Below are 17,664 nucleotides of genomic sequence, written 5' to 3'. Positions count from 1 at the left end.
CGGTATCGACGCGTCGCGTCGGTTCGCCAGCAAGCCAGGTTCCTGCCGTGGCATGGCGGGCCGCGCAACAAAAAGCCCCGGGGCTTGCGCACCGGGGCCTGGTTCAACGCTGCATACCGCTGCCGTCAGAGCGGCTTGCCACGGTTGCCGTGCTGGCTGACGAAGGCCTGCACCGCTTTCAGGTCGTTGGGCAGTACCGTGCATTTCTCCTCGCGGGAGAACAGGTCGGTCAGGTGCGCCGGCAGCTCCAGGGCCTTGCCCACGCCCGCCTTCTCCACCGCCTCGGGGAACTTGACCGGGTGCGCGGTACCCAGCACCACCATCGGCGTGTCCAGGCTGCGACGGCACTCGCGGCCGGCCTTGACGCCAATCGCGGTGTGCGGGTCGAGCACTTCGCCGGTTTGCGCGAACACGTCGGCGATGGTCTCGCAGGTTTGCGCATCATCCACCGCCAGCGAATCGAACAGCTTGCGCGCCTCGGTCCAGCGGTCTTGCTCGACGCTGAAGCCGCCACCCTGCTTGAAGGTGTCCATCAGGCCGGCAATCTCGGCGCCATTGCGACCGTGCAGGTCGAACAGCAGGCGCTCGAAGTTCGACGACACCATGATGTCCATCGACGGCGACAGGGTGGCGTGCAGGGTTTCCTTGACGTACTGGTTGCCGCTCATGAAGCGGTGCAGGATGTCGTTGCGGTTGGTTGCCACGATCAGCTGGCTGATCGGCAGGCCCATGTTGCGCGCCAGGTAGCCGGCGAAGATGTCGCCGAAGTTGCCGGTAGGCACCGAGAACGCCACCGAACGCGCCGGGCCACCCAACTGCAGGGCGGCGTGGAAGTAGTACACGATCTGGGCCATGATCCGCGCCCAGTTGATCGAGTTCACGGCCACCAGGCGGGTGCCCTTGAGGAAGCCCTGGTCGGCGAAGCTGGCCTTGACCATCTCCTGACAGTCGTCGAAGTTGCCTTCGATGGCGATGTTGTGGATGTTCTCGCCGAAGATGGTGGTCATCTGGCGGCGCTGAACTTCCGACACACGCTGGTGCGGGTGCAGGATGAAGATGTCGACGTTGTCGCAACGCCGGCAGCCTTCGATGGCAGCCGAACCGGTGTCACCGCTGGTGGCACCGATGATCACCACGCGCTCGCCGCGCTTTGCCAGCACGTGATCGAGCAGGCGGCCGAGCAGTTGCAGGGCAAAGTCCTTGAACGCCAGGGTCGGGCCGTGGAACAGCTCCAGTACCCACTCGTTGCTGTTCAGCTGACGCAGCGGGGCAACCGCGGCGTGAGCGAACTCGCCGTAGGTTTCTTCGAGGATCTTCTTGAAGTCGGCATCGGCAATGGAGCCGGTGACGAACGGGCGCATCACCCGGAAGGCCAGTTCGTGGTACGGCAGGCCGGCCCACGAGGCGATTTCTTCCTGGGTGAAGCGCGGCAGGTTTTCCGGCACGTACAGGCCGCCATCGCTGGCCAGGCCGGCCAGCAGGACATCTTCAAAATTCAGGGCCGGTGCCTTGCCGCGGGTACTGATGTAACGCATGACCTATTCCTCTAACTCAAAGACGGCTCAGTTCAGTTGTTCGACGCGGATGCGCACAACGCTGCCAACCACATCCTGCAGGGCTTCCAGGGCGGTGATCGCGTCGTCCATGCGCTGCTCGAGCACGCTGTGGGTGAGCAGGATCATCGGCACCAGGCCATCGTGCTCCTCGACTTCCTTCTGCATGATCGACTCGATATTGATGCCGCGCTCGGACAGGATGCTCGCCACCTGGGCCAGCACGCCCGGACGATCCTTGGCCTGGATGCGCAGGTAGTAGGCGCTCTCGCAGGCTTCGATCGGCAGGATCGGGTGAGCCGACAGCGAGTCGGGCTGGAAGGCCAGGTGCGGCACGCGGTTTTCCGGGTCGCTGGTCATGGCACGGACCACGTCGACCAGGTCGGCGATCACCGACGAGGCGGTCGGTTCCATGCCGGCGCCGGCGCCGTAGAACAGGGTGGAGCCTGCGGCGTCACCGTTGACCATCACCGCGTTCATCACGCCGTTGACATTGGCGATCAGGCGGTCGGCCGGAATCAGCGTCGGGTGCACGCGCAGCTCAATGCCATTGGCCGTGCTGCGGGCCACGCCCAGGTGCTTGATGCGGTAGCCCAGCGCTTCGGCGTAGTTCACGTCGGCCGTGGTCAGCTGGGTGATGCCTTCGGTGTAGGCCTTGTTGAACTGCAGCGGGATACCGAAAGCGATGGACGCCAGGATGGTGAGCTTGTGCGCGGCGTCGATGCCCTCGACGTCGAACGTCGGGTCGGCCTCGGCATAGCCCAGCGCCTGGGCTTCGGCCAGCACGTCGGGGAAGGTGCGGCCCTTCTCGCGCATTTCGGTGAGGATGAAGTTGCCGGTGCCGTTGATGATACCGGCCACCCAGTTGATGCGGTTGGCCGACAGGCCTTCGCGGATCGCCTTGATCACCGGGATGCCGCCGGCCACGGCCGCTTCGAAGGCGACGATGACGCCCTTCTCGCGCGCCCTGGCGAAGATCTCGTTGCCGTGCACGGCAATCAGCGCCTTGTTGGCGGTGACCACGTGCTTGCCGTTCTCGATGGCCTTGAGCACCAGCTCGCGGGCAATGGTGTAGCCGCCAATCAGTTCAATGACGATATCGATCTCGGGGTTGCTCGCGACCTCGAACACATCAGCGGTAATGGGGGTACCGGTAATCTGGCAGTTCGGGTTTGGCGTACGCATGGCGATTTGTGCCACTTCGATTCCACGCCCGGCGCGGCGGGCAATCTCCTCGGCGTTACGCTGAAGTACATTGAAGGTACCGCCACCGACGGTCCCCAACCCACAGATGCCTACTTTGACCGGTTTCACTGTGAACTCCCCATTGAACGACCGGCCATGCGCCGGTCGAAAAAACAGCCGTCTCCCCATGGTGACGGCTCACTGATTGAATTACTTGCTTGCGGTCAATGCCAGCTTGGCCACTTGCGGGGCCGGCTGATAACCCGGGATCACCTGACCGTCCTCGAGCACGATGGCCGGCGTGCCATTGACGCCGATCGACTGCCCCATCTGGAACTGCTTGCTGACCGGGTTCTCGCACTTGGCGGCCTTGATTTCCTTGCCGTCGACCATCTTGTCCATGGCCGCCTTGCGGTCGGTGGAACACCATACCGCCTGCAGCTGCTGGTCACCCGACGAGCCCAGGCCCTGACGCGGGAAGGCCACGTAGCGCACCTCGATGCCGCGCTTGTTCAGCTCGGGCACTTCGGCATGCAGCTTGTGGCAGTACGGGCAGGTGGTGTCGGTGAACACGGTGATGTGCGACTTGGTTTCGCCCTTGGCAGGGTAAACCACCATTTCGGAAGCCGGAATCGCATTGATGGTCTTGGCGATGGCCACGCGCTCGGCCTTTTCGGTCAGGTTGACCGGCTTGCCGTCCTGGATCTGGAACAGATAGCCCTGTACCAGGAACTGGCCGTCGGCGCTGGCGTACAGCACACGGCCGCCCTTGAGCTTGACCTCGTACAGGCCGTTGACCGGGCTGGCAGCGATGCTGTCGACCGGTATTTCCGACTCCAGCGACTGCAGCGACTTGCGAATCGCCTGCTCGGCATCGTTGGCCGCAGCCACGGCGAAGGAACTGGCCAGCGCCAGGGCGGCGGCGGCTAAAATCTGGGTCACGCGCATGAAAACTCCTGAAGGCGGACAGGGGGCCGAAAGCGGAACAGGCGTACCGAAAAACGGCCGCGATCCAGGGCCCGGGTGTAAACCGCGAAAGCGTACCACATTCGCCGCCCTGCATTGACTGCTGGCGACGCATGCAATGTGCGATCAGCGCTCAGCCGCGCGGGTGATGACGGGCATGCAGTTCCTGCAGGCGGGCGCGGGCCACATGGGTGTAGATCTGGGTGGTCGACAGGTCGCTGTGGCCCAGCAGCATCTGCACCACGCGCAGGTCGGCGCCGTGGTTGAGCAGGTGGGTAGCGAAGGCATGGCGCAGGGTGTGCGGCGACAGCGCCTTGCCGATCCCGGCCACCTGGGCCTGGTGCTTGATGCGGTGCCAGAAGGTCTGGCGGGTCATCTGCTCGCCACGCTGGCTGGGGAACAGGACATCGCTGGGGCGGCCGTTGAGCAGTTCGACGCGGCCGTCGCGCAGGTAACGTTCTACCCACACCACCGCCTCCTCCCCCATCGGCACCAGGCGCTCCTTGCTGCCCTTGCCCATCACCCGCAGCACGCCCTGGCGCAGGTTGACCTGATCGAGGGTCAGGCTCACCAGCTCGGTGACGCGCAGCCCGCAGGCATACAGCACCTCGAGCATGGCGCGGTCGCGCTGGCCGATGGCCTCGCCAAGGTCGGGAGCCTTCAACAGGGCCTCCACATCGGCCTCGGACAGCGACTTGGGCAACGGCTTGCCCAGTTGCGGCATGTCGACCTGCAGGGTCGGGTCGAGGGCGATCAGCTTCTCGCGCAGCAGGTAGCGGTAGAAGCCACGCGCGCCCGACAGGAACCGCGCCGTGGAACGGGGCTTGTAGCCCTGGTCGAGGCGCCATGCCAAGTGGTCCAGGATCAGCTCGCGACCGGCATCGGGCAACACCATGCCCCGCTCCTGGAGCCAGCCGTTGAACAGGGCCAGGTCGCTGCGGTAGGACGCTCGGGTGTTGTCGGAAAGCCCCTTCTCCAGCCACAGGGCGTCGAGGAACTGGTCGATCAGCGGGTGGTCGATGGCGGGCATGAAGACTCGGTGGTAGGCCGTAAAAATACCGCTAGTCTTCCATAACACCGCCGGCATAGGGAGCCCGAATGAACGAACAAGAGATATTGCTGGCATTCGGCGGGATCGGTGTCGCGGCCCTGGGCTGCCAGTGGCTGGCCTGGCGGCTGAAGCTGCCGGCGATCCTGTTCCTGCTGCTCAGCGGCATAATGGCCGGGCCGATCCTGGGTTGGCTCGACCCGCAGGAAATGTTCGGCCCGCTGCTGATGCCGCTGGTGTCGCTGGCGGTGGCGCTGATCCTGTTCGAGGGCAGCCTGACCCTGCACCTGTCGCAATGGCGCGAGATCGGCACGGTGGTGCGGCGCATGGTGACCCTCGGCGCGCTGTCCACCTGGGTGGTGATCAGCGCGGCCACCCACTGGCTGCTGGGGTTCGACTGGCTGCTGGCGATCCTGTTCGGCACCCTGACCCTGGTCACCGGGCCGACCGTGATCGTGCCGATGCTGCGGGTGGTACGGCCCAAGGCGGCGGTGGCCAACATCCTGCGCTGGGAAGGCATCGTCATCGACCCGATCGGCGCCCTGCTGGCGGTGGTGGTGTACAGCTTCATCATTGCCAGCGCCGCTGGCGACGGCCTGAGCCAGAGCCTGCTGACGTTCGCCGGGGTGATCCTGTGCGGCAGCGCCTTCGGCGTGGCCGGTGGCTGGCTGCTGGGCCAGGTGATCCGCCATCAATGGCTGCCCGAGTACCTGCACAACCTGGCCTCGCTGGCAGCGGTGCTGGGGATCTTCATCGCCTCCAACCAGGTGATGCACGAGTCGGGGCTGCTGGCGGTGACCCTGATGGGCATGTGGCTGGCCAACATGAAGGGCGTGGATGTGCGCCGGATCCTGCACTTCAAGGAGAACCTCAGCGTGCTGCTGATCTCCGGCCTGTTCATTCTGCTGGCGGCGCGCCTGGACCTGAATGCCCTGCTCGGCCTGGGCCCTGCGGTGCTGGCCCTGCTGCTGGTGATCCAGCTGATTGCGCGGCCGCTGAACGTGGCACTGTCGACCTGGGGCTCGCAGCTCAACTGGCGCGAGCGTGCGCTGCTGGCCTGGATCGCCCCGCGCGGCATCGTGGCCGCGGCAGTGTCGGCGATTTTCGCGATACGCCTGGACGAGGCCGGGCACGCGGGGGCCTTGCTGCTGGTGCCACTGACGTTCGCGGTGATCATCGGTACGGTGGTGCTGCAAAGCGCCACGGCGCGGCCGCTGGCGCGCCTGCTCAAGGTGGCCGAGCCTGCCCCCAGCGGGTTTCTGATCGTGGGCGCCAACGCGCCGGCCAGGGCCCTGGGCACGGCCTTGCAACAACTGGGCAGCCGGGTGCTGCTGGCCGATTCGAGCTGGGAGAACATCCGCGCGGCGCGCATGGAGGGGTTGCCGACCTATTTCGGTCACCCGGCCTCGCAGCATGCCGATGCGCACCTGGACCTTGTAGGCCTGGGGCACCTGCTGGGGCTGTCGCCGGCGGGCGAGCTCAACACCCTGGCATGCACGCGCTTTCGACATGATTTCGGGCATCAGCGCCTGTTCGTGCTGGCCAGCGGGCTGGAGCGCCAGCGCAGCGACAAGCACCGCGCCAGTGACGAACATCGCGGGCGCCTGTTTGGCAGCCAGGCGTTGACCTATGTGCAACTGGCCAACCTGTTCAACCAGGGCGCCGAGCTGTACACCACACACCTGACCGAGGCGTTTGGCTGGGCGGACTACCAGGCGTTGCATGGCGATCGCGCGACCTTGCTGTTTGCCCGCGATGCCAGTGGCTGGGTGTATGTGGTAGGACCGGATACGGCGCTGAAGCCGGGGCCTGGGTGGACGCTGGTGGCGCTGGTCCAGCCGCAGGCAGGTTGATCGCGCGGGCTTGTTGGCCGTTCAGAAGCCGGGCAACACCGGCACCGGCCGCTTGTCTTCGTCGATGGCGACGAAGCTGAACAACCCGTGAATCGCCTTCTCGCGACTGTCGCAGCTCATGCTTTCGACAAACACCTCCACCTCGACCTTCAGGCTGGTGGTACCCACCTTCACCACCGTCCCCACCAGTTCCACGATCGAGCCGGCGGCAATCGGGTGCTTGAAGTCGATGCGGTCGGTCGACACCGTCACCAGCGGCAAGCGGCAGAAGCGCGTGGCGGCAATGAACGACACCTCGTCCATCCACGCCAGCGCGGTGCCGCCGAACAGGGTGTTGTGATGGTTGGTGGTCGAGGGGAACACCGCCTTGGTCACGCGGGTCACCGACAACTGGGTACGGCGCTGGATCTCTTGCTCTCTACTGTTCATGACATCTCTGAAACACGAATGACGGACAACAAAAAAGCAGCCCGAAGGCTGCTTTCTTTTCGCATGGCGGTCCCGTGCCCGCCGGTCAAACTAGCCTCAGGCCAGTTTTTCCTTGATGCGAGCGGCTTTGCCGGACAGGTCGCGCAGGTAGTACAGCTTGGCTTTACGCACGTCACCACGACGTTTCACGGCCAGGCTGTCGATCTGCGGGCTGTAGGTCTGGAAAGTACGCTCTACGCCAACACCGTTGGAGATTTTACGAACAGTGAAAGCACTGTTCACACCACGGTTACGCTTGGCGATAACAACACCTTCGAACGCCTGCAGACGCGAACGGTCGCCTTCCTTCACTTTCACCTGAACGACAACAGTGTCGCCTGGGGCAAAGGTCGGGATCTCTTTGGTCATCTGCTCGGCTTCGAGTTGCAGAATGATTTTGTTGGTCATGCTGTGCTCCTAAGATAGGTCGTCAGACCCACCATCGATACGTTAACTATCGTCCCGCTCTCGGAGATACTCCTCGAGCAGCTTCTTCTCTTCTCCAGAAAGTGAGCGACTTTCCAGAAGATCGACGCGTCGTTCATAGGTCCGCCCAAGGGACTGCTGTAAACGCCAGCGCCGGATGTGTGCATGGTTGCCACTGAGCAACACGTCGGGAACACGCTGATCCGCATACACCTCCGGTCGGGTGTAGTGCGGGCAATCGAGCAGACCATCGGTGAAGGAGTCTTCCTCCGCCGAGTCCGCATGCCCTAAAGCTCCGGGCAGCAGCCGCGTAACCGCATCGATCAGGACCATCGCCGGCAGCTCGCCGCCAGACAGTACATAGTCGCCAATCGACCACTCTTCATCGACATGAGCCTGAATGAACCGCTCGTCAATGCCTTCATAACGACCTGCGATGAGAATCAACGACTCTGCATTCGCCAGTTCGCGTACCGCCGACTGATTCAGCTGACGGCCTTGTGGCGACAGGTAGATCACCTTCGCCGCTTCCCCTGCCTGCTGCCTGGCCTGAACCAGCGCATCTTCCAGGGGCTTGATCTTCATCACCATGCCCGGACCACCGCCAAACGGCCGATCATCCACGGTGTGGTGGCGATCTGTGGTGTAGTCCCGCGGATTGTGGCAGGTCAGTTGCAACAACCCCTGCTTCACCGCGCGGCTGGTAATGCCGTACTCACTGATGGCCGAGAACATCTCGGGGAACAACGTAATGACTTCGACACGAAGGCTCGCCATCGTCTAGAAGTCCGCGTCCCATTCCACCCTCATTTCGCCTGCAGCCAGGTCGACCTTCAACACGCACTGCCCGGTATAGGGCAACAGGCGTTCACGATCATCCAGGCTGCCCACGCAGGGCTTGACCACCATTACATCGTTCGCGCCGGTCTCCAACAGGTGATCAACCGTGCCGAACAGCTGTTCGTCCTGGTTGATGACTTTCAGACCTACCAACTGGTACCAGTAGTACTCGTCTTCGGTCAGGTCGGGCAAAAGGCTACGCGAGATGCAAATCTCGTAACCGCTCAGAAGACGGGCTTCATCGCGATCGTCGAGGCCTTTGAGCTTGGCAACCAGATCCTTTTGAGTGGATCGGCCGCTGACCAGCTCGACCTGCTTGACCACACCTTCGCGCCGGAGCGTCCAGTTGCGGTAATCCAACAGGTTTTCAATCGGATCGGTAAAGGAAAAGACCTTCACCTCGCCGCGAACGCCGTGAACCGAAAAAATCTTGCCAACAACGATCAGGTCGTCAGCTTTTTCTGGCGTCGCGCTCATACTATTCAGGCAGCAGCCTTAGCAGCATCTTTCAGCAGTTTTGCAACGCGCTCGGATGGCTGTGCGCCAACGCTCAGCCAGTGAGCAACGCGATCCTGCTTAACGGACAGGCGAACTTCCTGGCCACGAGCGATAGGGTTGAAGAAACCAACCTGCTCGATGTGCGAACCGGTAACCGGGTTACGCGAGTCGGTCACGGTCAGGGTGTAGAATGGGCGCTTTTTGGAGCCGCCACGGGCAAGACGGATGGTTAGCATAGAACATCGTTCCTGTAGTCGGTGCTGCAAATCATAATGCACAGCGGGCACACGGGTGCCCGAAAGGCCGCATATTCTCAAGGAATACACGGACTTTTGCAAATGCCTTTTCACGGCGAGCGACAAGCCGCCGTGCTGATCTGCGAATGAGCCGCTTCTGTATATAGAAGGCGGCACGGGTCCCGCCAGCGGCGGGGTTCCGGTCGGTGCCCCACGGGAGGCACCGGCCTGAATGTGGTTACAGCTTGGGCATGCCGCCGCCAGGCAGCATGCCGCCAAGGCCGCGCATCATCTTCGACATGCCGCCCTTGGTGGAAAACTTCTTCATCATCTTCTGCATCTGCTTGTGCTGCTTGATCAAGCGGCCGATGTCCTGCACCTGGGTGCCCGAGCCCATGGCGATGCGGCGCTTGCGCGAACCACTGATCAGCTCGGGGTCGCGGCGCTCGGCCGGGGTCATGGAGTTGATGATCGCCTCCATCTGCTTGAACTGCTTCTCTGCCGCGCCCTGGGCATTGCCCATCTGCGACAGGTTGACGCCGCCGATGCTCGGCATCTTGTCCATCAGGCCGCTCAGGCCGCCCATGTTCTTCATCTGCTGCAGCTGGTCGCGGAAGTCCTCGAGATCGAAGCCCTTGCCCTTCTTCAGCTTCTTGGCCAGCTTGTCGGCCTTTTCCTTGTCCAGGGTCTGCTCGGCCTGCTCGATCAGGCTGAGCACGTCGCCCATGCCCAGGATCCGCGAGGCAATGCGGTCCGGGTGGAACGGTTCGAGCGCTTCGCTCTTCTCGCCCATGCCGATGAACTTGATCGGCTTGCCGGTGATCGCGCGTACCGACAGCGCGGCACCGCCACGGGCATCACCGTCGACCTTGGTCAGGATCACGCCGGTCAGCGGCAGCGCCTCGCCAAACGCCTTGGCGGTGTTGGCGGCGTCCTGGCCGGTCATGGCATCGACCACGAACAGGGTCTCGATCGGCTTGACCGCAGCGTGCAGCTGCTTGATCTCGCCCATCATCTCGGCATCGATGTGCAGACGCCCGGCGGTGTCGACGATGACCACGTCGATGAATTTGAGCTTGGCTTCGCGAATCGCCGCCTCGGCGATGGCCACCGGCTTCTGGGTGATGTCCGACGGGAAGAAGGTCACGCCGATGTCGTTGGCCAGGGTTTCGAGCTGCTTGATGGCCGCCGGACGGTACACGTCGGCCGACACCACCATCACGCTCTTCTTTTTGCGCTCCTTGAGAAAGCGCGCCAGCTTGCCGGCGGTGGTGGTCTTGCCCGCACCCTGCAGGCCGGCCATCAACACCACGGCAGGCGGCGCGCTGTTGAGCGCGAGGTCTTCGTTGGCCGCGCCCATCAGCTCTTCGAGTTCGGCCTGGACGATCTTCACGAACGCCTGGCCAGGCGTCAGGCTGCGCGACACCTCGGTGCCGACCGCGCGTTCCTTGACCTTGTTGACGAAATCCTTGACCACCGGCAGGGCGACGTCGGCCTCGAGCAACGCCATGCGCACTTCGCGCAGGGTGTCTTTAATATTGTCCTCGGTGAGCTTGGCTTTACCGGTGACATGGCGCAGCGTCTGTGACAGACGGTCGGTCAGGTTTTCAAACATGGGGATCCTTTCAGGCTCTGTAGAACCGAGGTTTATCAGCTGCCCCTGGCGCATTCGGCCAGCCTTGGGCAAGGGCAGGCCGGCGATTATAGCGAAGACTCGCGCACGCGCACACCATGGCGTCGGCCACCAGTCTTCCTTGGCAGGCGCGTTGTATGCCAAACTCAGGGCCTTTCGGGCTTGCCTAACAGGACTTATGCTCCCCTTGTCACCCAGCTTGCTACCCAATCTGATCGCCGCCTGCCTGTACGCCGCCGCGATTTTCTATCAAGGCACCCGCCTGGCCCGAGGCACCAAGGCCGACAAGCGGCTGCTCGGAATGCTCGGCGCCTTCGCCGTGGTCGCTCAGGGCACCGCGTTGTGCTGGCAGCTGCTCACGCCGCTGGGCCTGAGCCTGGACTTCTTCAGCGCCGCCAGCCTGATCGCCACCGCAGTGATTGCCCTGACCCTGGTCGCCACCCTGCGCATCCCGGTGGAGAACCTGTTGCTGCTGCTGTTCCCGCTGGGCCTGCTGACCGCGCTGATGGCGCAGTTCGCGCCCTCGGGCACGGTGCCGCTGGTCAACGAGGAGCCCGGCATCCTGGCGCATATCCTGCTATCGATCCTGGCCTACGGGCTGTTCACCATCGCGGTGTTCCAGGCCTTGCTGCTGCTGGTGCAGGATTACCAGCTCAAGCACAAGCACCCCTCGGGCCTGATCCGCAACTTCCCGCCGCTGCAGACCATGGAGAGCCTGCTGTTCGGCTTCCTGTGGGCCGGCTGGGCGCTGTTGTCGCTGTCGCTGATCTCCGGCTGGCTGTTCCTGGACAACCTGTTCGCCCAGCACCTGGTGCACAAGACCCTGCTCGCCTGCGTGGCCTGGATCGTCTTCGGCGTCCTGCTGTGGGGCCGCACCCGCCTGGGCTGGCGCGGTCACAAGGCGATCCGCTGGACCCTGGCCGGTTTCTGCCTGCTGATGCTGGCGTATTTCGGCAGCAAGCTGGTACGCGAATTCATTCTGCATATCTGACAGGCGACCTATGAACACTCTGCCGTTAGGCCCACAGGTCGCGGTACTGGCACTGACCCTGGTGTGGGCGGCGCTGTTCAGCGCAGTGGATGCCGCCCAGCAGCAACAGGGCGGCACCCGCCGCAATGGCCCCAGAAGCGAACGTGCACTGATGCTGGGCGCCACCCTGGGCAAGCTGCTGGTGTTCGCCCTGGCCTCGCTGCTGGGCTTTGCCCATGCCGGCGAGCGCGGCTTCTGGCTGGCCTGCGCGGCAGCGGCACTGGCCGTGCTGGTGCTCACCGACTACCTCCCCCGCCAGCTGGCCCGACGCTACCCCGACGCCCTGCTGGGCCTGGGCGAGAGCCTGCTCAAGGTGCCGCTCATGCTGCTGCAGCCACTGGCCTGGCTGCTCGATGGCGTTGCACGCCTGTTGCTGCGCCCCTTCGCGGGCAAGGTCACGGCTGTCACCCAGCATGACAATCGCCACGACACCCCCGGTGCCTCCGGTACGCCGGACGAGGAACATGCCCAGCACAGGAGCGACCTGCTCGGCAGCCTTCAGGCGCTGGACAAGGTGACGGTCAACGACATCCTGGTGCCGCGCAACGATGTCGACGGGATCAACCTCGACGAGCCGATCGAAAAAATCATCGAGCAACTGATCGTCAGCCGTCACACCCGCCTGCCGGTGTTCCACAGTGATATCAACCAGGTCGAGGCGATCCTCAACACGCGTCAGATCAGCCACCTGCTGCCCAAGGCCGAGCTGACCCTGGCCAACCTGCTGGCGGCGTGCTACGAGCCATACTTCGTGCCCGAAAGCACACCGCTGCAACTGCAGCTGCTGAACTTTCACAAACAGCAGCGGCGCCTGGGCGTGGTGGTGGACGAATATGGCGAAGTGCAGGGCATCGTCACCCTGGAAGACATTCTTGAAGAGATCGTGGGCGAGTTCGAGGAAGAGCACAGCCTGGACAACCCGCACATTCACCCGCAGCCCGATGGGCGCTACGTGATCGAGGGCAACATTTCGATCCGCGAGCTCAACCGCAGCCTGGGCTGGCACCTGCCCAGCGACGGCCCGAAAACCCTGAACGGCCTGGTGACCGAGGCGCTGGAAAGCATCCCTGCCAGCGCGGTGTGCCTGAAAATGGGCCGTTATCGCATGGAAATCCTCGAAACCGAGGACAATTGCGCCAGCCGCATACTGGTCTGGACCGTTTCCCGCTAGCTATACTCGAGCCCGCCGGCGCTTGCCCGCGGCAGGTGCCGGAGCCTTCGCAGCACTCGACAGGGAAACGTTCATGACGACCAGCAGCACCTATAACAACAACGATGAAACCGCAGCGCCCCCAGTCAACTCGCCCGCCCGGGTAGCCACGGCCAGCTTCATCGGCACCGCCATCGAGTTCTACGACTTCTACGTATACGCCACGGCAGCGGCCCTGGTGATCGGCCCGGTGTTCTTCCCGCAGACCTCGGGCACCGCGCAGATGCTCTCGGCCTTCCTCACCTTCGGCATCGCGTTTCTGGCGCGCCCGCTGGGTTCGGCGCTGTTCGGCCATTTTGGCGACCGCATCGGTCGCAAGTCGACGCTGGTGGCCTCGCTGCTGCTGATGGGCATCTGCACCACGCTGATCGGCGTGCTGCCGGGTTACGACAGCATTGGCGCCTGGGCACCGATCCTGCTGTGCCTGCTGCGCTTCGGCCAGGGCCTGGGGCTGGGCGGCGAATGGGGCGGTGCAGCGCTGCTGGCCACCGAGAACGCGCCCAAGGGCAAGCGGGCGTGGTTCGGCATGTTCCCGCAGCTGGGCCCTTCGATCGGCTTTCTGGCGGCCAACGGCCTGTTCCTGACCCTGGCCATGACCCTTTCCGACGAGCAGTTCCGCAGCTGGGGCTGGCGCATTCCGTTCCTGCTCAGCGCCGCGCTGGTGATCGTGGGGCTGTATGTGCGGCTCAAGCTCGAGGAGTCGCCGGTGTTCGCCAAGGCCGTGGCGCGCCACGAGCGGGTGAAGATGCCGGTGGTCGAGCTGTTCGCACAGTACTGGGCGCCCACCCTGCTGGGCGCGGCGGCGATGGTGGTGTGCTACGCGCTGTTCTACATCTCGACGGTGTTCTCGCTGAGCTACGGGGTATCGACCCTTGGCTACAGCCGCGAGACCTTTCTGGCACTGCTGTGCTTTGCGGTGGTGTTCATGGCCCTGGCCACGCCGCTGTCGGCCTGGCTGAGCGACCGGTACGGACGCAAGCCGGTGCTGATCGTGGGTGGGGTGCTGGCCATCCTGTCGGGGTTCACCATGGAGCCGCTGCTGACGTCGGGGTCGACCGCGGGCGTGGCGCTGTTTCTGGCCATCGAACTGTTTCTGATGGGGGTGACGTTCGCGCCGATGGGGGCGCTGCTGCCTGAGCTGTTCCCCACGCACGTGCGCTATACCGGGGCCTCGGCGGCGTACAACCTGGGCGGGATCGTCGGAGCCTCGGCGGCGCCGTTCTTTGCACAGAAGCTGGTGGCCATGGGCGGCCTGAGCTGGGTGGGCGGGTATGTGTCGGCGGCAGCAGTACTGAGCCTGATTGCAGTGCTGTGCCTGAAAGAGACCCGGCATACGGAACTCTGAAGACAGGCTGCTGCGCAGCTATCGCGGGTCAGGCCCGCTCCCACAGGCATCATCACTGTTTCTGTGGGAGCGGGCCTGACCCGCGATGACGTACTAAAGCCTTACAGCTCTACGCTGACTGCCTGCGAAGCCCGGGTCGCCTTGGCCCGCGCGGCTTCGATCGACTCGTCACGCGCCAGGCACACGCCCATGCGCCGCTGGCCATTCACCTCTGGCTTGCCGAACAGGCGCAGCGCCGTGTCCGGCTCGCTCAGCGCCGCGCCGAGGTTGGCGAAGGCGGTCTGCTGCGAAGTGCCTTCCACCAGAATCACTGCCGAAGCCGACGGCCCGAACTGGCGAATCAGCGGAATCGGCAGGCCCAGGATCGCCCGCGCATGCAGCGCGAACTGCGAAAGGTCCTGGGAAATCAGGGTCACCAGGCCAGTGTCGTGCGGGCGCGGCGAGACTTCGCTGAACCACACCTGGTCGCCCTTGACGAACAGCTCCACGCCGAACATGCCGCGACCACCCAGGGCCTCGGTCACCGCACGCGCCACGCGCTCGGACTCGGCCAGCGCCTTGGGGCTCATCGCCTGCGGCTGCCACGACTCCTGATAATCGCCCTTCTCCTGGCGATGCCCGACCGGCGCGCAGAAGGTGGTGCCGCCCACATGGCGCACGGTGAGCAGGGTGATCTCGTACTCGAAGTCGATGAAGCCCTCGATGATGACCCGGCCCTTGCCGGCACGCCCGCCTTCCTGGGCATAGTCCCACGCGGCCTGCACGTCATCGACGCCCTTGAGCAGGCTCTGGCCCTTGCCCGACGAGCTCATCACCGGCTTGACCACACACGGGAAGCCGAGGTCTTCGACGGCCTTGCGGTAGTCTTCGAAGGTGTCGGCAAAGTGGTAAGGCGAGGTTGGCAGGTCCAGCTCCTCGGCGGCCAGGCGGCGGATGCCCTCGCGGTTCATGGTCAGCTGCGCGGCGCGTGCGGTCGGCACCACGGTAAAGCCTTCGGCTTCCAGCTCCACCAGGGTGGCGGTGGCGATGGCTTCGATTTCCGGCACGATGTAGTGCGGCTGCTCGGCCTCGATCACCGCGCGCAGGGCGGCGCCATCGAGCATGTTGATCACGTGGCTGCGGTGCGCCACCTGCATGGCCGGGGCATCGGCGTAACGGTCCACGGCAATCACTTCAACGCCCAGGCGTTGCAGCTCGATCACCACTTCCTTGCCCAGTTCGCCACAGCCACACAGCAGTACTCGGGTCGCGGTCGGCGACAAGGGGGTTCCGATACGGGTCATCTCAGGTCCTCAGAGGGAAGGAATCCAGGGCCGCCCCAGCACGGTGCAACCCGGTGAAAAGAAGCGCCATTTTACATGGCGCAGGCGTTCTTGCGTGCGCGCCAGGCCATCGCCAGCCACACCACCGTCACCCCGGCGAACTTGGAGCCCAGCGCGGTACCGACCACGGCCGGGGTCAGTGCGCCGATCATGCCGAAGAAGATGAAGGTGTCCAGCGGGATGCTCAGCGCCGAGCTGAGCCACAGGCGGTCATGCAACGGGCGCTTGGTGATGCTGAACACCAGCCAGTCGATCAGCTCCGATACCGCGAACGCGGTGGCGCTGGCCAGGGCGATGGCAGGCTCGGAGGTGATATAGGACAGCACCAGGGCGCCAAGCATGGCCAGCAGGGCGCCGTGGCCGAAGCGGGTCTGCACCATGTCGCGCAGGATGAACACCAGCCCGCCCCAGGCGGACCAGATGACGTCCAGGTGCGGGGCACTGGAGAACGCGTAGTTGATCAGCACCACGCTGGCGATATAAGCAATCAGAAAGAACATAGAAACACCGGTTGGCAAGCCGTACAGGGTACTTGAGTGCCCCCGCACGGCCAAGCCCGGGATCAGCTGGCGGCCTTGCCCACCGTCATCACCAGCCCCGCCGCCACGGCGCGCTCATGGCACAGCACCAGCACCTGGCGCCGTTCGTCGTTGGCCATGCGGCCCCAGCGCGTGATCTCGCTGGCGGTGCGCTGGCAGCCGGTGCAGATATCCTGCTCGTCCAGCGCGCAGATATGCACGCAAGGCGAGGCCACCGGTCGTTCAGGGCTGCTCATCAGTCCTCCTGGGGTACAAGGTCACGGGCATAGCGCTGGGCGTTGTGCACATAGTGGGCAGCGCTGGCCTCGAGCAGTTGCTGCTGCGCCGGGGTCAGTTCGCGCACCACCTTGCCCGGCGAGCCGACCACCAGCGAACCATCGGGAATCTCGCGCCCCTCGGGCACCAGCGCATTGGCGCCGATGATGCAGTGCTTGCCGATGCGCGCACCATTGAGGATCACCGCGCCGATGCCCACCAGGCTGTAGTCGCCGACCGTGCAGCCATGCAGCATGGCGTTGTGGCCGACCGTCACGCCCTTGCCCAGGGTCAGTGGCCAGCCCATGTCGGTGTGCATTACCGTACCGTCCTGCACGTTGCTGTTCTCGCCGATGTCGATCAGCTCGTTGTCGCCGCGCAGCACCGCGCCGAACCAGACGTTGGCCCCCGCCTGCAGGCGTACCTTGCCGATCAGCGTGGCGGTGGGCGCTACCCAGCTCTGTGGGTGGGTTTCGACGCGCAGGTCGCCCAGACGGTATTTCATGCGTGGTTCCTCACGGTGGGAAGGCGGCGGGTTGGCCCGCTCATCTTGTAGGGGTGCGCTCAGGCGGATGGTGCAGGCTGATGCGCGCATCGTAAAGCAGGTTGACCAGCTCGACGATCATGATCGCCGACAGGCCCCAGATCTTGTACTCGCCGAAACGGTAGCTGGGCACGTACCAGCTGCGGCCCTGGTAGTCGATGCGGTGGGTATGGTCGCGCGGGTCCTGGCGGAAGAACTCCAGCGGCACGCTGAACACCGCGGCAATCTCGGCATCGTTGGCGCGGTACTCGACATAGTCGGGAATCAGCCCGACAAACGGCGTGACCTTCAGCCCGTGCAACGAAACCAGCGGGCTCAGCGGGCCGATGACTTCGACCAGCCCGGGCGGCAGGCCGATTTCCTCCTCGGCCTCGCGCAGCGCGGTGAACACCAGGTCCGGGTCTTCGGGGTCTCGCCGCCCGCCGGGGAAGGCCACTTCGCCGCCATGGGTCGAGAGCCCCTTGGCGCGCAGGGTCAGCACCAGTTCGGGCGACTCGCTGCGGGTGATGGGCAATAACACGGCAGCCTCGGGGAACCGACGATCGGTCTCCAGGGTGCCCGGCGTGTGACTGCTCATTCGGCGAAGTAACTCGTCCAGCATGGTCTCTCTCGTTCTGTCGGGTCTCTGCATGATGCACCAAAGGCGCAGCCCGCCCAAGCCCCCGCGACAATCGCGCTTGCGGGCCTGCGCGCACTGGCGCGAAGATAGGCGC

At 64.5% G+C, this 17,664-nt stretch carries 19 protein-coding genes; 4 read left to right on the top strand and 15 right to left on the bottom strand.

Features of this window, described 5'->3' with window-relative positions:
* Positions 1 to 125: 125 nt before the first annotated feature.
* The 4 genes from thrC to xerD all read right to left on the bottom strand — a co-directional run bounded on the left by thrC (position 126) and on the right by xerD (position 4,734).
* Positions 126 to 1,535 (bottom strand): threonine synthase, encoded by a 1,410-nt coding sequence (gene thrC, locus LOY33_RS05840; protein WP_054915029.1) that lies wholly within the window; start codon positions 1,533 to 1,535, stop codon positions 126 to 128.
* A 27-nt stretch (positions 1,536 to 1,562) separates the two neighbouring features.
* Entirely contained in the window at positions 1,563 to 2,867 is a 1,305-nt protein-coding gene (locus tag LOY33_RS05835; RefSeq protein WP_258662235.1) for a homoserine dehydrogenase, read from the bottom strand.
* An 81-nt stretch (positions 2,868 to 2,948) separates the two neighbouring features.
* On the bottom strand, positions 2,949 to 3,686 hold the full coding sequence (gene dsbC, locus LOY33_RS05830) for a bifunctional protein-disulfide isomerase/oxidoreductase DsbC (RefSeq protein ID WP_043863190.1): 738 nt from the start codon (positions 3,684 to 3,686) through the stop codon (positions 2,949 to 2,951).
* Between the two features lie 151 nt (positions 3,687 to 3,837).
* Positions 3,838 to 4,734, bottom strand: coding sequence for a site-specific tyrosine recombinase XerD (xerD, locus tag LOY33_RS05825; protein ID WP_043863189.1), 897 nt, complete (start codon positions 4,732 to 4,734; stop codon positions 3,838 to 3,840).
* Positions 4,735 to 4,802: 68 nt separating this feature from the next.
* On the opposite strand from xerD, the gene LOY33_RS05820 reads away from it, so the two are divergent.
* Positions 4,803 to 6,605: a sodium:proton antiporter gene (locus tag LOY33_RS05820; protein WP_258662231.1), complete on the top strand. Its 1,803-nt coding sequence runs from the start codon at positions 4,803 to 4,805 to the stop codon at positions 6,603 to 6,605.
* Positions 6,606 to 6,626: 21 nt separating this feature from the next.
* On the opposite strand, the gene LOY33_RS05815 is transcribed toward LOY33_RS05820, so the two are convergent.
* The 6 genes from LOY33_RS05815 to ffh form a co-directional block, all read right to left on the bottom strand.
* Positions 6,627 to 7,034 carry an acyl-CoA thioesterase gene (locus tag LOY33_RS05815; RefSeq protein ID WP_043863187.1) on the bottom strand — a complete coding sequence of 136 codons (408 nt, stop codon included), beginning with the start codon at positions 7,032 to 7,034 and terminating at the stop codon, positions 6,627 to 6,629.
* 96 nt (positions 7,035 to 7,130) lie between these two features.
* A complete protein-coding gene (rplS, locus tag LOY33_RS05810) occupies positions 7,131 to 7,481 on the bottom strand; it encodes a 50S ribosomal protein L19 (RefSeq protein WP_043863186.1) in 351 nt (116 codons plus the stop codon).
* Between the two features lie 42 nt (positions 7,482 to 7,523).
* A complete protein-coding gene (trmD, locus tag LOY33_RS05805; RefSeq protein ID WP_043863185.1) occupies positions 7,524 to 8,276 on the bottom strand; it encodes a tRNA (guanosine(37)-N1)-methyltransferase TrmD in 753 nt (250 codons plus the stop codon).
* A gap of 3 nt (positions 8,277 to 8,279) precedes the next feature.
* On the bottom strand, positions 8,280 to 8,816 hold the full coding sequence (gene rimM / locus LOY33_RS05800) for a ribosome maturation factor RimM (RefSeq protein WP_043863184.1): 537 nt from the start codon (positions 8,814 to 8,816) through the stop codon (positions 8,280 to 8,282).
* A gap of 5 nt (positions 8,817 to 8,821) precedes the next feature.
* The gene (gene rpsP, locus LOY33_RS05795; RefSeq protein WP_028942918.1) at positions 8,822 to 9,073 is read right to left on the bottom strand and encodes a 30S ribosomal protein S16; all 252 of its coding nucleotides are present in this window, start codon (positions 9,071 to 9,073) and stop codon (positions 8,822 to 8,824) included.
* Between the two features lie 238 nt (positions 9,074 to 9,311).
* Positions 9,312 to 10,688, bottom strand: a complete 1,377-nt coding sequence (gene ffh, locus LOY33_RS05790) for a signal recognition particle protein (protein WP_043863183.1) — start codon at positions 10,686 to 10,688, stop codon at positions 9,312 to 9,314.
* 196 nt (positions 10,689 to 10,884) lie between these two features.
* Between ffh and LOY33_RS05785 the strand changes: the two genes are divergently transcribed.
* From LOY33_RS05785 to LOY33_RS05775, 3 genes are all read left to right on the top strand, one after another.
* A complete protein-coding gene (locus LOY33_RS05785; protein ID WP_043863182.1) occupies positions 10,885 to 11,697 on the top strand; it encodes an inner membrane protein YpjD in 813 nt (270 codons plus the stop codon).
* 10 nt (positions 11,698 to 11,707) lie between these two features.
* Entirely contained in the window at positions 11,708 to 12,907 is a 1,200-nt protein-coding gene (locus LOY33_RS05780; protein ID WP_054915033.1) for a transporter associated domain-containing protein, read from the top strand.
* A 73-nt stretch (positions 12,908 to 12,980) separates the two neighbouring features.
* Positions 12,981 to 14,291, top strand: a complete 1,311-nt coding sequence (locus LOY33_RS05775) for an MFS transporter (protein ID WP_043863180.1) — start codon at positions 12,981 to 12,983, stop codon at positions 14,289 to 14,291.
* Between the two features lie 101 nt (positions 14,292 to 14,392).
* Here the strand turns inward: LOY33_RS05775 and purT are convergent, their stop codons facing one another.
* The 5 genes from purT to LOY33_RS05750 form a co-directional block, all read right to left on the bottom strand.
* Entirely contained in the window at positions 14,393 to 15,574 is a 1,182-nt protein-coding gene (gene purT / locus LOY33_RS05770) for a formate-dependent phosphoribosylglycinamide formyltransferase (RefSeq protein WP_043863179.1), read from the bottom strand.
* 71 nt (positions 15,575 to 15,645) lie between these two features.
* The gene (locus LOY33_RS05765; RefSeq protein WP_043863178.1) at positions 15,646 to 16,113 is read right to left on the bottom strand and encodes a VUT family protein; all 468 of its coding nucleotides are present in this window, start codon (positions 16,111 to 16,113) and stop codon (positions 15,646 to 15,648) included.
* 62 nt (positions 16,114 to 16,175) lie between these two features.
* Positions 16,176 to 16,388: a DUF1289 domain-containing protein gene (locus LOY33_RS05760; protein WP_258662220.1), complete on the bottom strand. Its 213-nt coding sequence runs from the start codon at positions 16,386 to 16,388 to the stop codon at positions 16,176 to 16,178.
* Complete coding sequence (locus LOY33_RS05755; protein WP_054915036.1) at positions 16,388 to 16,912, bottom strand: gamma carbonic anhydrase family protein; 525 nt, start codon at positions 16,910 to 16,912, stop codon at positions 16,388 to 16,390. The genes LOY33_RS05760 and LOY33_RS05755 overlap by 1 nt, the downstream gene beginning before the upstream one ends.
* A 40-nt stretch (positions 16,913 to 16,952) precedes the next feature.
* A complete protein-coding gene (locus LOY33_RS05750) occupies positions 16,953 to 17,552 on the bottom strand; it encodes a CoA pyrophosphatase (RefSeq protein ID WP_043863175.1) in 600 nt (199 codons plus the stop codon).
* Positions 17,553 to 17,664: the final 112 nt, after the last annotated feature.

The organism is Pseudomonas sp. B21-036, from assembly GCF_024748925.1.
Lineage (GTDB): Bacteria > Pseudomonadota > Gammaproteobacteria > Pseudomonadales > Pseudomonadaceae > Aquipseudomonas > Aquipseudomonas palmensis.
The sequence above is the reverse complement of the archived record's forward strand: the minus strand, read 5'-3'. Positions and strand labels throughout refer to the sequence as shown.